This window comes from Pseudenhygromyxa sp. WMMC2535 (genome assembly GCF_011083025.2).
In genome coordinates, this window is sequence record NZ_JABJWV010000001.1 from 5,561,213 (window position 1) to 5,577,885 (window position 16,673).

The 16,673-nt window shown below is 70.9% G+C and carries 15 protein-coding genes; 6 read left to right on the forward strand and 9 right to left on the reverse strand.

Annotated features, from left to right (window positions below; all coding sequences use genetic code 11):
- The first annotated feature begins 101 nt into the window (after positions 1-101).
- Positions 102-2,987: a protein kinase gene (locus G6O69_RS21915; RefSeq protein ID WP_176397015.1), complete on the forward strand. Its 2,886-nt coding sequence runs from the start codon at positions 102-104 to the stop codon at positions 2,985-2,987.
- A gap of 31 nt (positions 2,988-3,018) precedes the next feature.
- Here the strand turns inward: G6O69_RS21915 and G6O69_RS21920 are convergent, their stop codons facing one another.
- Positions 3,019-3,702: a hypothetical protein gene (locus G6O69_RS21920; RefSeq protein WP_172305462.1), complete on the reverse strand. Its 684-nt coding sequence runs from the start codon at positions 3,700-3,702 to the stop codon at positions 3,019-3,021.
- A 138-nt stretch (positions 3,703-3,840) separates the two neighbouring features.
- On the opposite strand from G6O69_RS21920, the gene G6O69_RS21925 reads away from it, so the two are divergent.
- The 3 genes from G6O69_RS21925 (at position 3,841) to G6O69_RS21935 (ending at position 9,153) form a co-directional block, all read left to right on the forward strand.
- On the forward strand, positions 3,841-6,792 hold the full coding sequence (locus tag G6O69_RS21925) for a serine/threonine-protein kinase (protein WP_172305463.1): 2,952 nt from the start codon (positions 3,841-3,843) through the stop codon (positions 6,790-6,792).
- Positions 6,793-6,841: 49 nt separating this feature from the next.
- Positions 6,842-7,636, forward strand: coding sequence for an SDR family NAD(P)-dependent oxidoreductase (locus G6O69_RS21930; RefSeq protein WP_172305464.1), 795 nt, complete (start codon positions 6,842-6,844; stop codon positions 7,634-7,636).
- Positions 7,637-7,902: 266 nt separating this feature from the next.
- Positions 7,903-9,153, forward strand: coding sequence for a pesticin C-terminus-like muramidase (locus G6O69_RS21935; RefSeq protein ID WP_217909885.1), 1,251 nt, complete (start codon positions 7,903-7,905; stop codon positions 9,151-9,153).
- 84 nt (positions 9,154-9,237) lie between these two features.
- On the opposite strand, the gene G6O69_RS21940 is transcribed toward G6O69_RS21935, so the two are convergent.
- Genes G6O69_RS21940 through G6O69_RS21960 form a run of 5 tightly spaced genes read right to left on the reverse strand, consistent with a single transcriptional unit; the run spans position 9,238 to position 12,118 of the window.
- Positions 9,238-9,870 carry a peptidoglycan-binding protein gene (locus tag G6O69_RS21940; RefSeq protein ID WP_172305465.1) on the reverse strand — a complete coding sequence of 211 codons (633 nt, stop codon included), beginning with the start codon at positions 9,868-9,870 and terminating at the stop codon, positions 9,238-9,240.
- Between the two features lie 17 nt (positions 9,871-9,887).
- Positions 9,888-10,199 (reverse strand): hypothetical protein, encoded by a 312-nt coding sequence (locus tag G6O69_RS21945; protein ID WP_172305466.1) that lies wholly within the window; start codon positions 10,197-10,199, stop codon positions 9,888-9,890.
- Between the two features lie 12 nt (positions 10,200-10,211).
- Positions 10,212-11,240, reverse strand: coding sequence for an alcohol dehydrogenase catalytic domain-containing protein (locus G6O69_RS21950; protein ID WP_172305467.1), 1,029 nt, complete (start codon positions 11,238-11,240; stop codon positions 10,212-10,214).
- A 3-nt stretch (positions 11,241-11,243) separates the two neighbouring features.
- Positions 11,244-11,669 (reverse strand): hypothetical protein, encoded by a 426-nt coding sequence (locus G6O69_RS21955; RefSeq protein ID WP_172305468.1) that lies wholly within the window; start codon positions 11,667-11,669, stop codon positions 11,244-11,246.
- Positions 11,670-11,683: 14 nt separating this feature from the next.
- On the reverse strand, positions 11,684-12,118 hold the full coding sequence (locus G6O69_RS21960) for a hypothetical protein (RefSeq protein WP_172305469.1): 435 nt from the start codon (positions 12,116-12,118) through the stop codon (positions 11,684-11,686).
- Between the two features lie 62 nt (positions 12,119-12,180).
- Here G6O69_RS21960 and G6O69_RS21965 point away from each other — a divergent pair, with 62 nt between their 5' ends.
- Positions 12,181-12,855, forward strand: coding sequence for a hypothetical protein (locus G6O69_RS21965; RefSeq protein WP_172305470.1), 675 nt, complete (start codon positions 12,181-12,183; stop codon positions 12,853-12,855).
- A gap of 13 nt (positions 12,856-12,868) precedes the next feature.
- Here the strand turns inward: G6O69_RS21965 and G6O69_RS21970 are convergent, their stop codons facing one another.
- Positions 12,869-13,381: a hypothetical protein gene (locus tag G6O69_RS21970; RefSeq protein WP_172305471.1), complete on the reverse strand. Its 513-nt coding sequence runs from the start codon at positions 13,379-13,381 to the stop codon at positions 12,869-12,871.
- Positions 13,382-13,446: 65 nt separating this feature from the next.
- Between G6O69_RS21970 and G6O69_RS21975 the strand changes: the two genes are divergently transcribed.
- Positions 13,447-13,848: a PilZ domain-containing protein gene (locus G6O69_RS21975; RefSeq protein ID WP_172305472.1), complete on the forward strand. Its 402-nt coding sequence runs from the start codon at positions 13,447-13,449 to the stop codon at positions 13,846-13,848.
- Between the two features lie 36 nt (positions 13,849-13,884).
- On the opposite strand, the gene G6O69_RS21980 is transcribed toward G6O69_RS21975, so the two are convergent.
- Positions 13,885-15,525 carry a hypothetical protein gene (locus tag G6O69_RS21980; protein ID WP_172305473.1) on the reverse strand — a complete coding sequence of 547 codons (1,641 nt, stop codon included), beginning with the start codon at positions 15,523-15,525 and terminating at the stop codon, positions 13,885-13,887.
- Complete coding sequence (locus tag G6O69_RS21985) at positions 15,522-16,565, reverse strand: zinc-binding dehydrogenase (protein ID WP_172305474.1); 1,044 nt, start codon at positions 16,563-16,565, stop codon at positions 15,522-15,524. Before G6O69_RS21985 ends, G6O69_RS21980 begins: the two co-directional genes overlap by 4 nt.
- Positions 16,566-16,673 lie beyond the last annotated feature (108 nt).

Sequence of the window (16,673 nt, forward strand, 5' to 3'; positions counted from 1 at the left end):
AGGTACGGGGGGGGCAGGTTCAGACACTGGCTGTCAGGGCGGCCACGCGCAGGTCTAGCAGCCGCGTTGGCTAGCCATGAACGTCGGGGTTTCAGCTATGTTTGGCTGGTGCCGAGATGGGCGCCGAGGCCGACATCGAGACGATCGCCGAGGGCAGGGAGGAGCAGGCGCCCGGTGAGGTCCTGACTTGCCCGCTCGAGCGTGGCGCGAGCGTCGACCGCTACGTGATCATCGAGCGCCTCGGTGAGGGCGGGATGGGGGTGGTCTACCAGGCCTACGACCCCGAGCTGGATCGCAAGGTCGCCCTCAAGCTGCTGCGCCCCAAGGGGAGCGACCAGGAGCTGGCGGCGGCCCGGCTCCAGCGCGAGGCGAAGGCCATGGCCAAGCTCTCGCACCCCAACGTGGTGGTGATCCACGACGTGGGCATCCACGACGGTCAGGTCTGGCTGGCGATGGAGTTCATCGCCGGGGGGGATCTGCAGGACTGGATGGGTGACGCGGGGCGGCCCTTCGCCGAGGTCTGGCCGGTGTTTCGCCAGGCGGGGATGGGCCTGGCGGCGGCTCACGAGGCGGGCTTGGTCCACCGCGACTTCAAGCCGGCGAACGTGCTGCTGGACGAGCGCGGGCGGGTGGCGGTGGCGGACTTTGGTCTCGCGCGGCTCGAGGAAGACGCGGCCGAGTCGAGCGCGTCGGTCGAGCCGGAGATCCCGACGGCGACCCAGATCACGCTGTCTTCACGCGTCACTCAGACTGGCTCGTTTCTGGGGACGCCGGCCTATATGGCGCCCGAGCAATTCTCTGGCGCGGGGGTCGACGCGCGCGCGGATCAGTTCGCCTTCGCCGTGGCGCTGTGGGAGGCGCTGTGCGGCGAGCGGCCCTTTGGCGGCGGCCGCGTCGAGGTGGTGATGTTCGCGGTGCTCCAGGGCAACCTGCGCGAGCCACCGCGGGGCATCGAGCTGGATCGCCAGGTCCGCGCGGCCCTCGGGCGCGCGCTCTCGAATGATCCCGAGGAGCGCTTCCCTTCGATGCAGGCGCTGCTCGACGCCCTCGAGCCCCCGCTTCGGCGCCGGGTCTGGGCGCTCGCTGGCGGCGCGATGGCGGTGGTGGTGGCTGCGGCGCTCGGCTTTGCGCTGCGGGGCGAGGGCGAGGGTGAGGTTTGCCAGGCCGATGATCAGGCCTTCGCCGCGCTGTGGACCGACGCGCGCCGAGATCGCGTACGCGAGGCGTTGGCGGCGGTCGAGCGTCCCTACGCGGAAGACACGGCCGCGCGGACCTTGGCGAGCCTCGAGGCTTGGCGGGGGCGCTACCTCGAGGCGCGGGTCGAGGCTTGCGAGGACACCCGCGTGCGCGGGGTCCAGTCGGAGGAGCTGCTCGATCGCCGCGTGCTATGCCTGGACCGTCGGCTGCGGCGCTTCGGCGAGGTGCTGAGGGTGCTCGAGGACGCGGACGTGGAGGTCCTCGACAACGCCGATGCGCTGGTCCGCAGCCTCGACGACCTCGAGGCCTGCGCGGATCGTGAGACCCTCTCTGCCCGAACGCCGCCTCCCAGCGGTGTGGAAGGGCGGATCGCGTTGGCGGCGCTCGAGGCCAGCCTCGATCGCGTGGAGCTGCTGCGCACCGCGGGGCGGCTGGAGAGGGCCCAGGCGGCTGGAGAGGCCGCGCTGATCGCCGCAGACGAGCTCGGCTACGCGCCGGATCGAGCCGAGGCGCACTATGTGCTCGGGCGCGTGATGGACGATCGTGAGGCCGAGGTCGAGGCCGAGGCCGAGCTCCGCGAGGCCTTCTCGCTGGCCTTCGTGGACGGCGAGGAGGAGCTCGCCGCCCGGGCTGCCGCGGGGCTGCTCACCGTCACCAGGCAGCAGGGGCGGGATGACGCCCTCGAGCTCTGGTACATGATCGGCGACGGCCTGCTCGAGCGCGCCGGGGATCCGCCCCGCAGCCGGGCGATGCTGTTGATGAACTACGGCCTGGCCTTCTCCAATCGCGGCCGCGGGGAGGAGGCCGTCGTCTTGCAGCGACGCGCGCGCGAGCTCTACGCCGAGGTCGAGGGGGAGCGCTCGATGCCGGTCGCGGACTCGCTGCACAACATCGGGATGGTGCTCTATGGTCTCGGCCGCACCGAGGAGGCTCGGGAGAGCATCGCCGAGGCGGTGGCGATCTGGAGCGAGCACGTCGGCGAGGAGCACCCACGGATCATGGTGGGCAAGACCTCCATGGCCGTCTTCGACATGAAGATCGGCCACGCCGAGAGCGCGCTGGTGCTGCTGCGCGAGGTCGTGGACAGCTATGCGGTGATCTACGGGCCCAAGAGCAAGCGGCTGGCGACCGCGCTGTCGAACATGTCGAGCGCCGCGCTCGCGGTGGGTCGCTTCGATGAGGCCCGTGACGCGCTCGAGCGCGCCAAGGAGATCCTCGAGACGCTCGCGGACAGCGAGGGATCGCAGCTCTACGTGCTGGGGAACCTGGCCGGCCTCGACATCTCGAGGGGGGAGGGCGCGCGGGGGCTGGAGGCGATCGATCAGGCGATCGCGCTCGCCGAGGGGGAGCCGCTCCCGATCTTGCTCCGCGGCCAGCTGCACACGACTCGGGGCGACGCGCTGGCCATGCTCGGGCGCTACGACGAGGCCATGGCCGCCTATGATCGGGGCCTCGAGATCTTCGCGGACAACCCCGACACCGACGGCGGCGAGGTGATGGAGGCCCTGCTCGAGAAGGCGCGACTCGAGCTGCGCCGGGGACGACCGGAGGCGGCGGCGACCTGGCTGACGCAGATCCGGGCCATGGTCGAGGAGGTCGACACGCTCCCCGTCATGCGCGGGGACCTCGGGATGTTGAGCATGTGCGTGGCGATGGCGAGGGGGGACGCGGCTGGGGTCGAGGCTGGGTACGCCGAGGCGTGGGCGGCCTTTGGTCACGCTGGGGCGATGGGCGTCGACAGGCGGGAGTCGCTCATGCTCGCGCGCTTCATGGGTGTGCGTGCGTACTGATGGCGGCCGGTGAGCTCAGAGTCACAGACTCTCAGCTCTCTTCGCCGATCGGCATGGTCAGCATCATCCGCTCCTGGCCGGGCTTGGCGGGCTCCGGCAGGACCATGCTCAGGGCCGTCTCGCGGACGCAGGTCTTCAGCTCGTCCTCGTGGATCTCGTTTTGCTCGGGGAAGTCGACGCGCTCGACGGCGCCACCCACCGCTGGATCTCCCGAGAGGTCGACCTCGACGGCGAGCATGCCGGTGAGCTGGGGGTCGCGCTCTCGGGCCGCGGTGATGCACTCGTCGGCGAGGGGCATGAAGTCTGTGGAGAAAGCTTCGAGCAGCTCGGGGTCGAGGCCGATGAGGTCTTCGAGCTGGCCGTCGGCGGTCGAGTTGGCGTCGGCCTTGGCCTGCTGCTCTCGCCTCGCGGAGGCGAGCTTGGCGCGGACTTCGTCGGCCTGCGCGCGCTCGTCCTTTGCCGGGTTTGTATCTTGGTCCGTGGGCGCGGGTGTGGCGGTGGCGTCCGGGGCGTTCGGGGCGTCCAGGGCGCGTACTGGCTTGGGGGTACGTGTGCCGGGATCCGAGGCGTGGCGTTCGAGATCGGACTCGGAGACGCGGGCACCAGAACGAGCGGGTGCTTTTGTTTCTGTGGTCAGGGCCCTGAACAAAAATAGGCCGACCAAAAGCAGAGCAATGGCGGCGGTGGCGATGAGAGCGGGCCAGGGGCGACGCACGGTGATCACGCTAGCACGAAGATCTGGGTCGGCTGCCAATCTCGGCGGCCGAAAGTGGGGGCGCTCGCCCAGCGCCTGTCGGTGAGCGGACCCCGCTGCGGGGAGCTCACGAGTCTTCGGGTATGCTTGGCCTGCTTCGTGACCGGGACTCAGGCCGACATCGAGACCATCGAGGGGGTACCCGACGACCTCTCTCAGGAAGGTGGCGGGGAGCTCGGGAGCGCCGAGGGGGATCTCGACGATACCCTCGTGGGCTTGCCCGATGACCTCGCGGCGCCGCTCGAGGGCCCGCTCGGGCGTGGCGCGAGCGTCGGCCGCTACGTGATCATCGAGCGCCTGGGCGAGGGCGGGATGGGGGTGGTCTACCAGGCCTACGACCCCGAGCTGGATCGCAAGGTCGCGCTCAAGCTGCTGCGCCCCAAGGGCCGCAACCGGCAGCTGGCGGCGGCTCGGCTCCAGCGCGAGGCCAAGGCCATGGCCAAGCTCTCGCACCCGAACGTGGTCGTGATCCACGACGTTGGCACCCACGAGGGGCAGGTCTGGCTGGCGATGGAGTTCATCGCCGGGGGGGATCTGCAGGACTGGATGGGCAACGCGGCGCGGCCCTTCGCCGAGGTCTGGCCGGTGTTTCGCCAGGCGGGGATGGGCCTGGCGGCGGCTCACGAGGCGGGCTTGGTCCACCGCGACTTCAAGCCGGCGAACGTGCTGATGGACGAGCGCGGGCGGGTGGCGGTGGCGGACTTTGGCCTCGCGCGGCTCGAGGACGACGCGGCCGAGTCGAGCGCGTCGGTCGAGCCGGAGATGTCGAGCTCGTCTCCGATCACGCTGTCTTCGAAGGTCACCCAGACCGGCTCGTTCCTGGGGACGCCGGCCTATATGGCGCCCGAGCAATTCTCCGGCGTCGGGGTCGAGGCGCGCACGGATCAGTTCGCCTTCGCCGTGGCGATGTGGGAGGCGCTTTGCGGTGAGCGACCCTTTGGGGGAGAGAGCGTCCAGGAGGTGATGTTCGCGGTGATCCAGGGCAACCTGCGCGAGCCGCCGCGGGGCATCGAGCTGGAGCGCCGGGTCCGCGCGGCCCTCGAGCGCGCGCTCTCGAACGAGGCCGAGGAGCGCTTCCCTTCGATGCAGGCGCTGCTCGACGCCCTCGAGCCTCCGCGTCGGCGCCGGGTCTGGGCGCTCGCCGGTGGGGCCGTGGCCGTGGCCGTGGCCGCGGTGCTGGGCTTTGCGCTGCGGGGCGAGGGCGAGGGTGAGGGTGAGGTCTGCCAGGCCGATGAGCAGGCCTTCGCCGCGCTGTGGACCGACGCGCGTCGGGATCGCGTGCGCGAGGCGCTGGCGGGGGTCGAGCGCCCCTACGCCGAGGATACGGCCGCGCGGACCCTGGCGAGCCTCGATGCGTGGCGAGGGCGCTACCTCGAGGCGCAGGTCGAGGCCTGCGAGGACACCCGCGTGCGCGGGGTTCAGTCGGAGGAGCTCCTCGACCGTCGGATGCTCTGCCTCGACCGGCGGCTGCGTCGCTTTGGCGAGGTGCTGACGGTGCTCGAGGACGCGGACGTGGAGGTGCTCGACAACGCCGGCGCGCTGGTCCGCAGCCTCGACGACCTCGACGCCTGCGCCGATCGTGAGACCCTGTCCGCGCGCGCGCTGCCGCCCAGCGGCGTCGAGGCCCGGGCCTCGCTGACGATGATCGAGAGCAGCCTCGATCGCGTCGGCTTGCTGCGCATCACCGGGCGCCTCGACGAGGCGCGGACCCTCGGTGAGGGCGCCCTGATCGCGGCGGACGAGCTCGGCTACGCGCCGGTTCAGGCCGAGGCCCACTACGAGCTCGGGCGCGTCGCCGACGACAGCGAGGCCGAGGTCGAGGCCGAGGCCGAGCTCCGCGCTGCCTTCTCGGTGGCGGTTGCGGGGGGCGAGGACGCGCTCGCCGTCCGGGCGGCGTCCGGGCTGCTCTCCGTGGCCAGGCAGCAGGAGCAAGAGCAGGTGTTCGAGCTGTGGTACGTGGTCGGCAACAGCCTGCTCGAGCGCGCCGGGGACCCGCCGGCCGTCCGTGCGATGCTGCTGAACAACTACGGCCTGGCCATCTCCAATCGCGGGCGTGGAGAGGAGGCCGTAGTCCTCTACGAGCGCGCGCGAGACCTCTACGCCGAGGTCTATGGCGAGCGCTCGATGTACGTGGGCGACTCGCTGCACAACATCGGCGCGGCCTTGCGCAACGCCGGCCGCACCAAAGAGGCCAGCGAGTACGTGCGTCAGGCGGTGGAGATCTGGAGCGAGCACGTTGGTGAGGAGCACCCGCGGATCTTGGTGGCCAAGACCTCCATGGGGATCTTCGAGCTCGAGGACGGCCACGCGGAGGTCTCCCTGGCGCTGCTGCGCGAGGTCGTGGACGGGACCGAGGCGATCTATGGCGGCGAGAGCCGGAAGATGGCGAGCGCGCTGTCGAACATGGCGAGCGCCGCCCTCGCGGTGGATCGCTTCGACGTGGCCCGCGACGCGCTCGAGCGCGCCAAGGGGATCCTCGAGCAGATCGCCAAGAGCGAGGGATCGCGGATCTATTTGCTGGGCAACCTGGCCACGCTGAACATCAAGCGCGGCGACGGTGCGCAGGCGCTCGAGGCGATCGACGAGGCGATCGCGCTGTCGGGTGAGGGGGAGTTCCCGCTGATCCTCCGCGGCATGCTGTACACGACCAGGGCCGAAGCGCTGACCTTGCTCGGGCGCTATGACGAGGCCATGGCTGCCTGCGACACGACCCTCGAGATCCTCTCGGGCAGCGCCGGAACGACGCAAGACGAGGTGATGTCGACCTTGCTCAAGAAGGCCAGGCTCGAGCTCGTCCGCGGGCGAGTCGAGGCCGCCGCGGCCTGGATCGCGCAAGCGCGGGCGCTCAGCGAGGAGACTGATGCGACGGCGCTCGAGCGAGGCGAGTTTGGGTTGTTGACCATGCGCGTGGCGATGGCCAAGGGGGACCAGGTGGGCGTCGAGGCCGGCTACGCGGAGGCTCGAGCGGCCTTTGGTCACGCTGGCGCGATGGGTCGCGAGCAGCTCGAGGCCATCGACATGGAGCGCTTCATGGGCCTGGGCGGGCTCTGAGCCCCGGCTTGGGCTGGTCGTGCTCGGGGGGCTGTGCTAGCCAGCGTTGGTGGAAGATCAGCGCGAGCGTCAGCCAGTCGCAGTCATCACCGGCGCGTCGGCGGGCCTGGGCCGCGAGCTCGCCCGACTGTTCGCCGCGGACGGCCACGGCCTCGTGCTCGTCGCCCGCCGCGAGGCTCGGCTGCGCGAGCTCGCCGACGAGCTCGAGGCCGCCCACTCGATCACGGCGCTGCCCCTGGCCATGGATCTGAGCGACCCCGAGGCCCCCGACGCGATCGCGGCGGCGCTGGCCGGGGAGGGGCTGGACCCGGAGTTTTTGGTCAACAACGCCGGCTTTGGGACGAGCGGGGCCTTCGCCGAGCTCGCGCTCGCGCGCGAGCTCGAGGAGATCAGCGTCAACATCCGCGCCCTGGTCCACCTGACCCGGCTGCTCTTGCCGGGGATGGTCGAGCGAGGCCGCGGGCGGATCCTCAATCTCGGGTCCACCGCAGGCTTCCAGCCTGGGCCCTACATGGCCACCTACTACGCCAGCAAGGCCTTCGTGAATCACTTCAGCGAGGCCCTGGCCCACGAGCTCGCGGGCACCGGGGTGAGCGTCACGGTCAGCTGCCCGGGGCCGACGGCGACGGAGTTCGGCGCGGTCGCGGGCAACGCCAAGAGTGCGCTGTTCGAGCGCGGGGTCGTGGCGAGCTCGGAGGACGTCGCTCGCCACGCCTACCAGGCGATGCTCCGGGGCGAGCGCATGGCGGTGCCGGGGTTGATCAACAAGCTCCTGGTCCGCTCCGGGGGGCTGCTGCCGCGTGGCCTGCTCCTGCGGATCACGGGGCGCCTCAACCAACCCTGACGAGGCCCCGAGGGCGAGGCATCGGGCGCTTGCTCGGTGCCCCGAAAATCAAAGGTCCATGCTCGTCATGGACCGGCGGCCGATATCGCCGGTGGCTGGTCGCTGGGGGGCGTGCTCGCGGTGGTCGCCCTGGTCGTGGGGCTGGTTGGGGGTGCGCGCAATCCGCCAAATCCGCCCCGAGGGGTCCGTCAGGCCGAGGGAGCGCGGGGCGGCAGGGCGCCCGAGGGGGTGTCGAGTTTGTTATGCTCGCCCAGCCTGGTAGCCCCATGTACGAGCGGATCAATCGCGGCGCGCACGAGTATCAGCTCGAAGTCCACAGCGGCTTCGATCCCCAGCGAGGGCAGCGCGCGGGCGTGCTCTCGCTGGCCGAGGCCGCCCGCTTCATCCGCACGCTGCAAAGCGCGAGCGAGCGCGAGGTCCTGCGCCGGCTGAGCTTTGGCCTGCTCTCGCGCGGGCACGGGGCCGAGGACGAGCGCCAGCAGATCATCCGCATGCTCGAGCGCGGTCGCCTGACGATCCGCATGCTCCAGCGCCAGGCCTTCGCGGGCAAGCGCCGCGAGGTCGACAGCGAGGACGATGGCGGCGGTGACGAGCGCGAGCCGGTCGACACCTACACCGTGGCCATCGAGCTGCTCGACGCCGAGGACAACCCCGTGCCCTTCGAGCCGTTCCGCATCCGCCTGCCCGACGGCAGCATCCGCACCGGCAGCCTCGACCAATACGGGCGCGCGCGGATCACTGGGATCCGCGAGCCGGGCACCTGCCAGGTCTGCTTCAACGAGCGCGACAAGTCGAACTGGAGCCCGACCAAGACCGAGGCCCCGCCGGTCCCCCTGCACAAGCCCGAGCCGGTCAGCAACCCGCCAGAGGTCGAGCCCGACGTCGAGGAAGAGGAAGAGGAAGAGGAAGAGCTGGTCGAGGACACGCCCGCGGACGAGGACTGCGTCCAGGGCAAGTGCACCAAGGACGAGCACAAGGAGCCGCAGATCGACTGGCACTTCATCCACGAGCTCGAGGGCAGCGTGCTCCAGGCCAACGTCCCCGACGCGGCCAACTCGATGAGCGGCGCGACCGTGGGCTCGGGCTTCGACCTCGGCGCGCGCAACGTCTCCGACCTCCGCGGCCTGGGCCTCTCGGAGACGCTGATCGAGCGCTTCACGCCCTACCTGGGCAAGCAGGGCATGGTCGCCAAGAACTTCCTCGACGCGAACCCGCTGACGATCACCGCGGCCGAGGCCGAGCAGATCAACGAGGCCGCGAAGAAGCAGGCCACGAGCTCGCTGATCAGCGCCTACAACAACGCCTCGACCATGAAGTTCGGCTGCCTCGATCCCAAGTGGCAGACCGTGATCGCCTCGGTGACCTTTCAGTACGGCAGCTTGGCTGGGCGCACGCCGAACTTCTGGAAGCAGGTCACCACCCAGGACTGGGCCGGCGCGACCTCGAACCTGCGCAACTTTGGCGACTCCTACACGACGCGGCGCAACAAAGAGGCGAACTACGTGTCGGGGCAGTAGCGGCCCTGCGCTCGACCTTCGCGCGCCAATGTGAGGCTCGGCCGAGCTGTCCTGCGCCGCTCCGCCTGCGCCGCCCCGCCCCGCTCAGCCGCCGTAGACTTCGTAGAGCTTGGCCAGGGTGTTTGGGCCAGGGACACCGTCGACGCTCAGGCCTTCGGCCTCCTGGAAGGCCCGCACGGCGGCCTTGCTCATCGGCCCGAGCTTGCCGTCGATCTCGTCCATGTAGTAGCCGAGGTTGCGCAGGCGCTGCTGGATGCCCGAGGGCGAGTCGTGGGGATCGAGGTGGCCGAGGTCGAGGAGGTGCTCTTCGCTGCCGTCCTCGCCGAGGCGCAGGGTCACCCGCTTGGCGTCGTGGGGGATGACCTGGTCGATCCAGCCGTCGCCGTCGGTGCTGCCCGAGATCGTGTTTTGATCCTCGAACTCGAGCTCGAAGGCCTCGCCGGCGCGGGGCTGACCGTGCTTGGTCAGGCGCAGGCGCAGCTTCACGGGGCCGGTGCTCAGGTAGAAGGTCTTGGACGTCCCGGTGGCCACGGGCTCCTCACGCTCCTCGCGCTTGGGCACGACCAAGCGATCGCCAGGCAGCAGGGCGTGGGGGTTGCTGCGCAGCTCCTGGAGCTCGGCGTTGTCGGGGTGATCCCAGATCGTCGCCGGGTCGAAGCCGTTGGCTTGGGCGATGGAGGTGAGGTCGTCGCCTTGGCGCAAGGTGATGGTAGGCATGAGGTCCCGGTGCTGGATCAGCAGTCGTCGAAGGCTTCGCGCTGGAGGACGCGCGGTCCGATCACCGCGCCGGCCGAGGCGCAGCTGAGCGTCGTGAACAGCACGATGAAGAATGCCAGCTGTGGGGCCATGGGTAGTACTGCCATGGCGATCGCGACACCGACCATGCCGCCGAGGAACATGCCCGAGCTCGCGCCGAGGATCAGCCCAAAGGTGCCGACGACGGCGCGGGCGAGGGGGCGATCGCGGGCAGGTCCGACCAGGGCGCGCTCCCAGCCGAGGGCGAGCTCCGTCGGGCCGTAGGTACCGACGTCCGTGGGTTGACGCACGCTGCGAGCGTATCAGCTTTGGGGGGCGCGGGGGCGTGGAGAATCGTCGCAGGTCAGCAAGATCTTCAGGGCCCCGCGCTCTTTGGCCGCACGCATGGCATCCAGGCCCGATATGAGCGGGTAGCGCCCGGCGATCAGCGGCCGCGGATCCAGACCCCCGGTGGCCATCCGAGCCAACGCGCGGCGCACGTCCCCGCAGCGCGAGCCGATCAGCCGCAGCTCGTGGACGACCACGGCGGAGACGTCGAGGGGGATCGGCGCGGCGACGGTGGTCTTGAGGATCACCAGGCCGCGCGGGCGAGCGAGGGCGATGGCGAGGGCCAGACCCGAGGGGTGGCCGCTGGCTTCGATCACTGCCGCGAGCTGGCGGCGGTGGCTCTCGCCCATGCTGGCGAGCTCCGACTCGAGGCGGAGCTCGAGGCGGGCGTCGGGCGAGGCCGCGCGGGCGAGGGCGAGCTTGTCGGCGTGGTGGCCCACGAGCAGCACCGGCCGCCCGGCGTCGGCGAGGGCCATGGTCACGAGCAGGCCGAGCTTGCCGTCGCCGATCACCGCGATCGGCTCATCGACGGCTACGTTCTCGAGCTCGTCGAGGACATGGAGGGCGGCGGCGAGGGGCTCCGCGAACACGGCGCGCTCGTCGTCGAGGTCGTCGGGGACGGGCGCGAGGCGGTCTCGGGGGACGCACAGGCGCTCGGCGAAGGCCCCGGGGGCGCCGCGGATGCCGAGCACGCGCCGGGCCGCGCAGTGGTGGCCGTCGGCCGCGAGGCAGTCGCGGCAGCGCCCGCAGCCGAGGTTGATGTCGGCGACGACCCGGCGCCCGGCGAGGCTGGGATCGGCGTCGTTCGGATCGACGCGGCCGACGAACTCGTGGCCCATGACCCCGCGAAAGTCGGCGTAGCCGCGGAGCACGGTCAGGTCGGTGGCGCAGATCCCCGCGGCGCGGACGTGGACCAGGGCCTCGCCCGCGCCCGGTGTGGGCTCTGGCGCGTCGTCGAGCAGCCGCAGGGTCGGCGGCTCGCCGGCGTGGACCAGCGCGCGCATGGTTCAGGGCTTGGGCGCGACGACCTCGGCCTCGAGCACCCGCGCGCCCGTGGGCGCGTCGACGTTGGTGTCCTCCTCGAGGGTCACGATGATCTTCATCTTGTCTTGGGAGTAGGTCGCCTCGAGCTCGCCGGTGCGCTTCTTGGGCTTGTAGCGGAGCACGCCGAGCTTGTGGGCGTCCTTGCCGGCGCTCTCGACCCAGACGACGTAGGCGCTCAGCGACTCGTCGATGTGCTGGGGCGGGGCGAGGTGTTCGAAGGTAAGGCTAATGTCGCCGTTGCCCGTCTTGTCGACAGTCAGCACGATCTCGACGCGGCCGGCGTTGGCCGGCGACTTGGTGTCGAGCTCGTAGCGCTGCTTGTTGCATCCGCCGAGAGCGGGCAGGGCGAGCAAGGCGAGGGCGAGCAGGGGGCTGCATGCGTTGCGCATCGCGGCGGAAGGTATCAGTTCTGGGCGCTCGGATCGCTGTTCGGTGCGACGAAATTCAGGGCCGCGTCGAAGTCGGCGGTCACCAACATGCGCTCGCCGGGGATGACGAGGCGCTCGGCCTGGAGCTGTCCAATGGCCGAGCGGACCAGCACGGCCATGCGGCTGAAGTGGCGCAGCAATGCATCATTGACCCGGGTGATCGCCTCCTCGAAGCGAGGGTCGCTGTTGCCCGTGACCGGGCGCGTGTCGAAGATCAGCCCCCAGGTCTCGGTATAGCCAAAGGTGGTGATCGCTCGATGGACGGCGGTGACATCCTCGAGGGGGAATGCGGTGCCTGCTTTTCGGACGGCGAGGACCACGCTGCGACCGGGATGCTCGAATACGCGCATGAAGTCGGTCTCGCCGAGGTGCGCGAAGTCTTCCGGGATCGGGTACTCGTCGTTGGACATGCCCGGGTGATCTTGCGTGGATACTGGGCGAGGACACAAGGGGATTTGATATTGTCGAGCTCGTGGCGGGATCGCTGACGCGGATCGAGGTCATGGGCGTGGTCCCTGGCTCGGACGATCGCGGCCTCGCAGAGCGACGGATCCGGCGGCGCACCTTGGCGCTCCAGATCGCCGTGCTCTCGAGCTGGGGCGGGGCCTCGCTGCTCCTGGCCGCGCTCACGGCCACGGTCGCCCCGGCCTCGAGTCACGAATATCCGATGCTCGACCTGATCATGTCCTCGGCCATGGGGATGACCTTGCTCGCGCCCGTGGGGGTGTGGGCGGGGCGGATGATCAAGGAGCGAGACTCGGCTGCGCGCATGGCTCTGCTCGACGCCGAGGTGCGCGCCGAGCTCGAGAGCCTCGGCCCGCGCCTCGCTGCGCTGGTCGCCGACGCGCGCCTGGTGTGTAGCGCCATCGAGGGTCAGGAGTTCGACGCAGAGGTCGCGCTGCGCTCGGCCTGGGAGTGGGTCCACCGCCTCGAGGAGCTGCCCGAGGCCGAGCGCCGCCGCCTGGAGGACCTCGGCCTGCGCGACGCGGGGATCGGGGAGACCCTGCGGTGGACGATCGGAGATCCCGAGGCCAAGCACGGCGCGGGCGAGGGTCGTCGGCGTCGCCGAGGTCTGGCGCGCATCGCCGAGCAGCTGCGCGGCTTCGAGGGCGCGCTGCTGGCAGCCGCGAGCGCGCCCTACCGTTGACGAAGCCGCGGGTTCAGCCCGCCGGCCACTCGCTCCAGTTTTCCTGGCTCCACAGCGTCTCGCCGCCGGTCGTGTCGACCTTGCTGACCAGCACCTCCGCGCGGGTGGCCGTGGCCGGGACCGAGAGCGCGCGCCCGTCGAGCTCGACGGTCGCGTGGGCCTTGGGCTCGCACTCGTACTTGGCTCCTGCGAGCGAGGTGAAGTCCGAGTCGGAGGCGAAGGGCGTGCCGGCCTTGACCTCGAGCAGCTCGTCGCCGGCGTAGTAGCGCGCGAGCACGACGTAGCCGAGGGCCGGCTTGTCGTCGAAGTTGTAGAGGTGGAGCTCGACGCCGCGGCCTTCGCCTTCGCCCACGAACTTCACGAACTCGGCGGCGACAGGCGCGCCGTTCGAGGGTTTGGGCGGGATGGGCAGCGGCTCCGCCTTGGCGTCCGCCTTGGCATCCTTGCTAGCCTCGCCCTTGCAGGCGAAGAGCACGAGGGTGGTGAATACGGCTCCTAGAGTTTTCTTTAGGGGTGATTCCTTCACGTCCGGGACACTACGATTTTGGCTCGTTTTTGTGCATCCCAATTTCTTGGTGCAGCGTGGTGAGGATGAGCGCGATCTCCATCAGCGAGGGCAGCGAGCGACGCGATGACGCTCGCCACGTGATCGGCAGCTTCGTGGCCCCTGGGGCCGAGGCAGGGGCCCTGGAGGGCTTCATGGTCGTCGATCTCTCTCGGCATGGGATGTCGCTGCTGCGCGTGCGCCCCAAGGACAGGCAAGCGGGCGAGCAAGGCCTGGATCACCGCTTCTCCTGGCTCGCGGTGCCGCTGCCCGAGCGCGGCCGCAACCTGTGCGCGCTGGCCGAGGTCGTGCATCGCCGCAAGTACGGCCCGCTCGAGTGGGTCGGCGTGCGCTTCGAGCAGATGTCCGCGGCCGATCGCGCGCTGCTCGACGACTACCTCAGCGAGCGCGACGAGCTCAGCTTTGGTGCTGGCCGCGTTCGCCTGTGAGCCCGGCTGAGGCGCTGCGGCTCACTTGCCCGCAGCTCACTCGCCCGTGGTGCAGCGCGCTCGCCAGCGCGGGTTGACGCCCTCGACGGCGAACAAGAACACGTGGACCTCGCGCGGCTCCTCGATCTGCGCCCACTTTGGATCGACGAACTCCGCCATCGGCCGCAGGGCGAAGACCTTGGCCAAGGACGCGGCGATGTGATCGGGGAGCACGAAGTAGTCGGGCTCGCGACGCAGGAGCACGCAGGCCTTGGCGGCGTCGCCGTCGGCGTGGGCGATCTCGGCGTCGTTGAGGCCGATGATGTCGACGATGGTCATGGTCCGCGGGGTCTTGTAGCGGGCCGAGCCCGCGCCCTCGACCGCGACGACCGCGTCGGGCGGGAGCTCGCTGGCCAGCGCGCGCGCGGGGTCGCCGTGGAGCAGGCTGACGCCGCGCTCCTGGGCCCGCTGGAGCGTGTGCAGCTCGTTTATCTGTAGCCCCGTGAACACGGCGATCGGTAGGGTCAGGGCCAGGCAGAGCAGCCGGTTGGTGCGCGCGATGCCCATGGCGATCAGCACCGGGGGGACCGCGGCGAAGATCGCGAAGTAGCGCGATTGGTAGAACGAGATCGCCGGATCGAGGGGGCGGCTGACGGCGATCGCCAGCGTCGCGACGATCCAGGCGACGAGCAGGGCGACGAGCTCGACGTGGCGCGCCCTGGGCGTCGCGTGCCTGGCGGGTGCGTCATCGCTGGGCGAGCCGGTGGATCCCTCGAGCACGCCCTCGCCGGTGAGGTCGGTGTAGAGCGCGGCGGCGATCAGCGCGAGGCCGGCCCCGAAGCCGACGATCCACGGCTGCCAGGGGAAGACCTGGGCTGCGAGGTAGTCGAGGCCGCCGGCGAGGCTGCCGGAGCCGGCCTTGACGTAGCCGGTGTTGGGCCACGGCCAGCCGGTCAGCGCGAGGCAGTAGATCACCCAGGCGCCGAGGCCCAGGGCGGCGCCGAGGCCCGCAGCCACGGCGGCTCGCTGGCGCCGGCCGACGGCCAAGATCGCGGCGAAGGTAGCGAGGAAGAACAGCGCCTCGGGCCGGGCGAGCACGGCCAGCGCCCCGGCGACGCCAGTGAGCAGCCACTGCTCGCGCAAGCTCGTGTAGACGGCGGCGAGCAGCAGGCAGCTACACAGGCCGATCTCCATGCCGGAGCCCGCGCTCTGCAGCAGCGTGGGCGCCGTGGCCACGAGCACGCCCGCGAGCAAGGCGATCGAGAACAGCGGGATCGGCCGGGCCAAGCTCGCGCGGGCGCGAGCGATCTCGAGGGCGAGCAAGCTGGCCAGGCCGGCCTCGCCGGCGTGGAGCAGCGCGCCGAGCAGCTTGACCGAGAGCACCGTGTCGCCCTCGGTCGGCCAGGCGGCGAGCAGCAGCATCCACAGCGGGCTCGAGAACCCGGTCTGCCAGTCGCCGGGGTTATAGGAGGCGCCGTCGCCGAGGCGCAGGCTCTTGGCGTAGGACAGGTGGATCCACGCATCGTCGACGCAAAAGTCCCCCGGCCCGGCGCCGCCCAGGAACATGTAGGCGAGGGCGAGGAGCAGGGCGATGGCGGCGCTCAGCCGCGGGGCCCACAGCTCGGGACCGGGGCGCGGCTCCTCCGGCGGAGGGGGGGCCGCGCCGCTCTCGCTGTCTTTGGCCGCGGGATCGCTCATGTCGGGCGGACCGCGAGCACGACCTTGCCGAATTGCTCGCGTCGATCGAGGTAGCGGTGGGCCTGGGCGGCCTCGGCGAGGGGGAAGACGCGGTCGACCACGGGCGAGAGCGCGCCGGATTCGATCAGCGCCGCGATCCGAAACATCGCGGCCTTCGAGCCCATGGTCGAGCCGAGGATCTGGATCTGGCGGAAGAACACGTGGCGCAGATCCGTGCGCGCGTCCCAGCCGGAGGACGCCCCGCAGGTCACGACCCGGCCGCCCGTGCGGCACAGCTTGATGCTCTGCTCCCAGGTGGCCTGGCCGACGTGCTCGAACACGAGATCGACCCCGCGGCGGCCGACGCCAGCGAGGGCGCGGACCTGCTTGGGCCAGTCGGGGTCGCTGCTGCGCACGGTCTCGTCGGCCCCGAGCTCGCGGGCCTTGGCGAGCTTGGCGTCGGTGCTGGCCAGGGCGATGACCGTGGCGCCGTGGTGCTTGGCGATCTGTAGCCCGGCCGAGCCCACGCCGCTGCCCGCGGCGTGGAGCAGCACGGTCTCGCCGGCGGCGATCTGGCCGCGGACCACGAGCATCTGCCAGGCGGTCAGGAAGGTCAGCGGGAAGGCGGCGGCCTCGGTCATGGACAGGCGCGCGGGCTTGTCGACGAGGTTGGTCAGGGGCACGGCGATCGCCTCGGCGTAGCCTCCGCGGGTGTTCTCGCCGAGGATGTGATAGCGCGGGCAGAGGTTGTCCCAGCCCGAGAGGCAGGCCTCGCAGCGCCCGCAGCTGAGCCCCGGGTTGAGCACCACCTCGCGGCCGATCTCGCTCGCGTCGACCCCGGGGCCGACGCGGCGGACCACCCCGGCGATGTCGCTGCCGAGGATGTGTGGGTATTCGAGGCGCAGGTTGGGTAGGCCGCCGCGGACCCAGATGTCGAGGCGGTTGAGGGCGCAGGCGTGGATCTCGACCACGACCTCGCCGGGCCCCGGCTCGGGGTCGGGGAGCTCGACGGGGCGCAGGACCTCGGGGCCGCCGTGCTCATCGAGGACGATCGCTTTCAAGACGGGGCTCCTTGGGCTCGCGGGGGGATCATGGCCGAGCGAGCCTAGCAGTCCGCGGTGAAAGCCAACACAACACCCCGCTCGGTCTTCGTGCCGATGGCTTTGTCG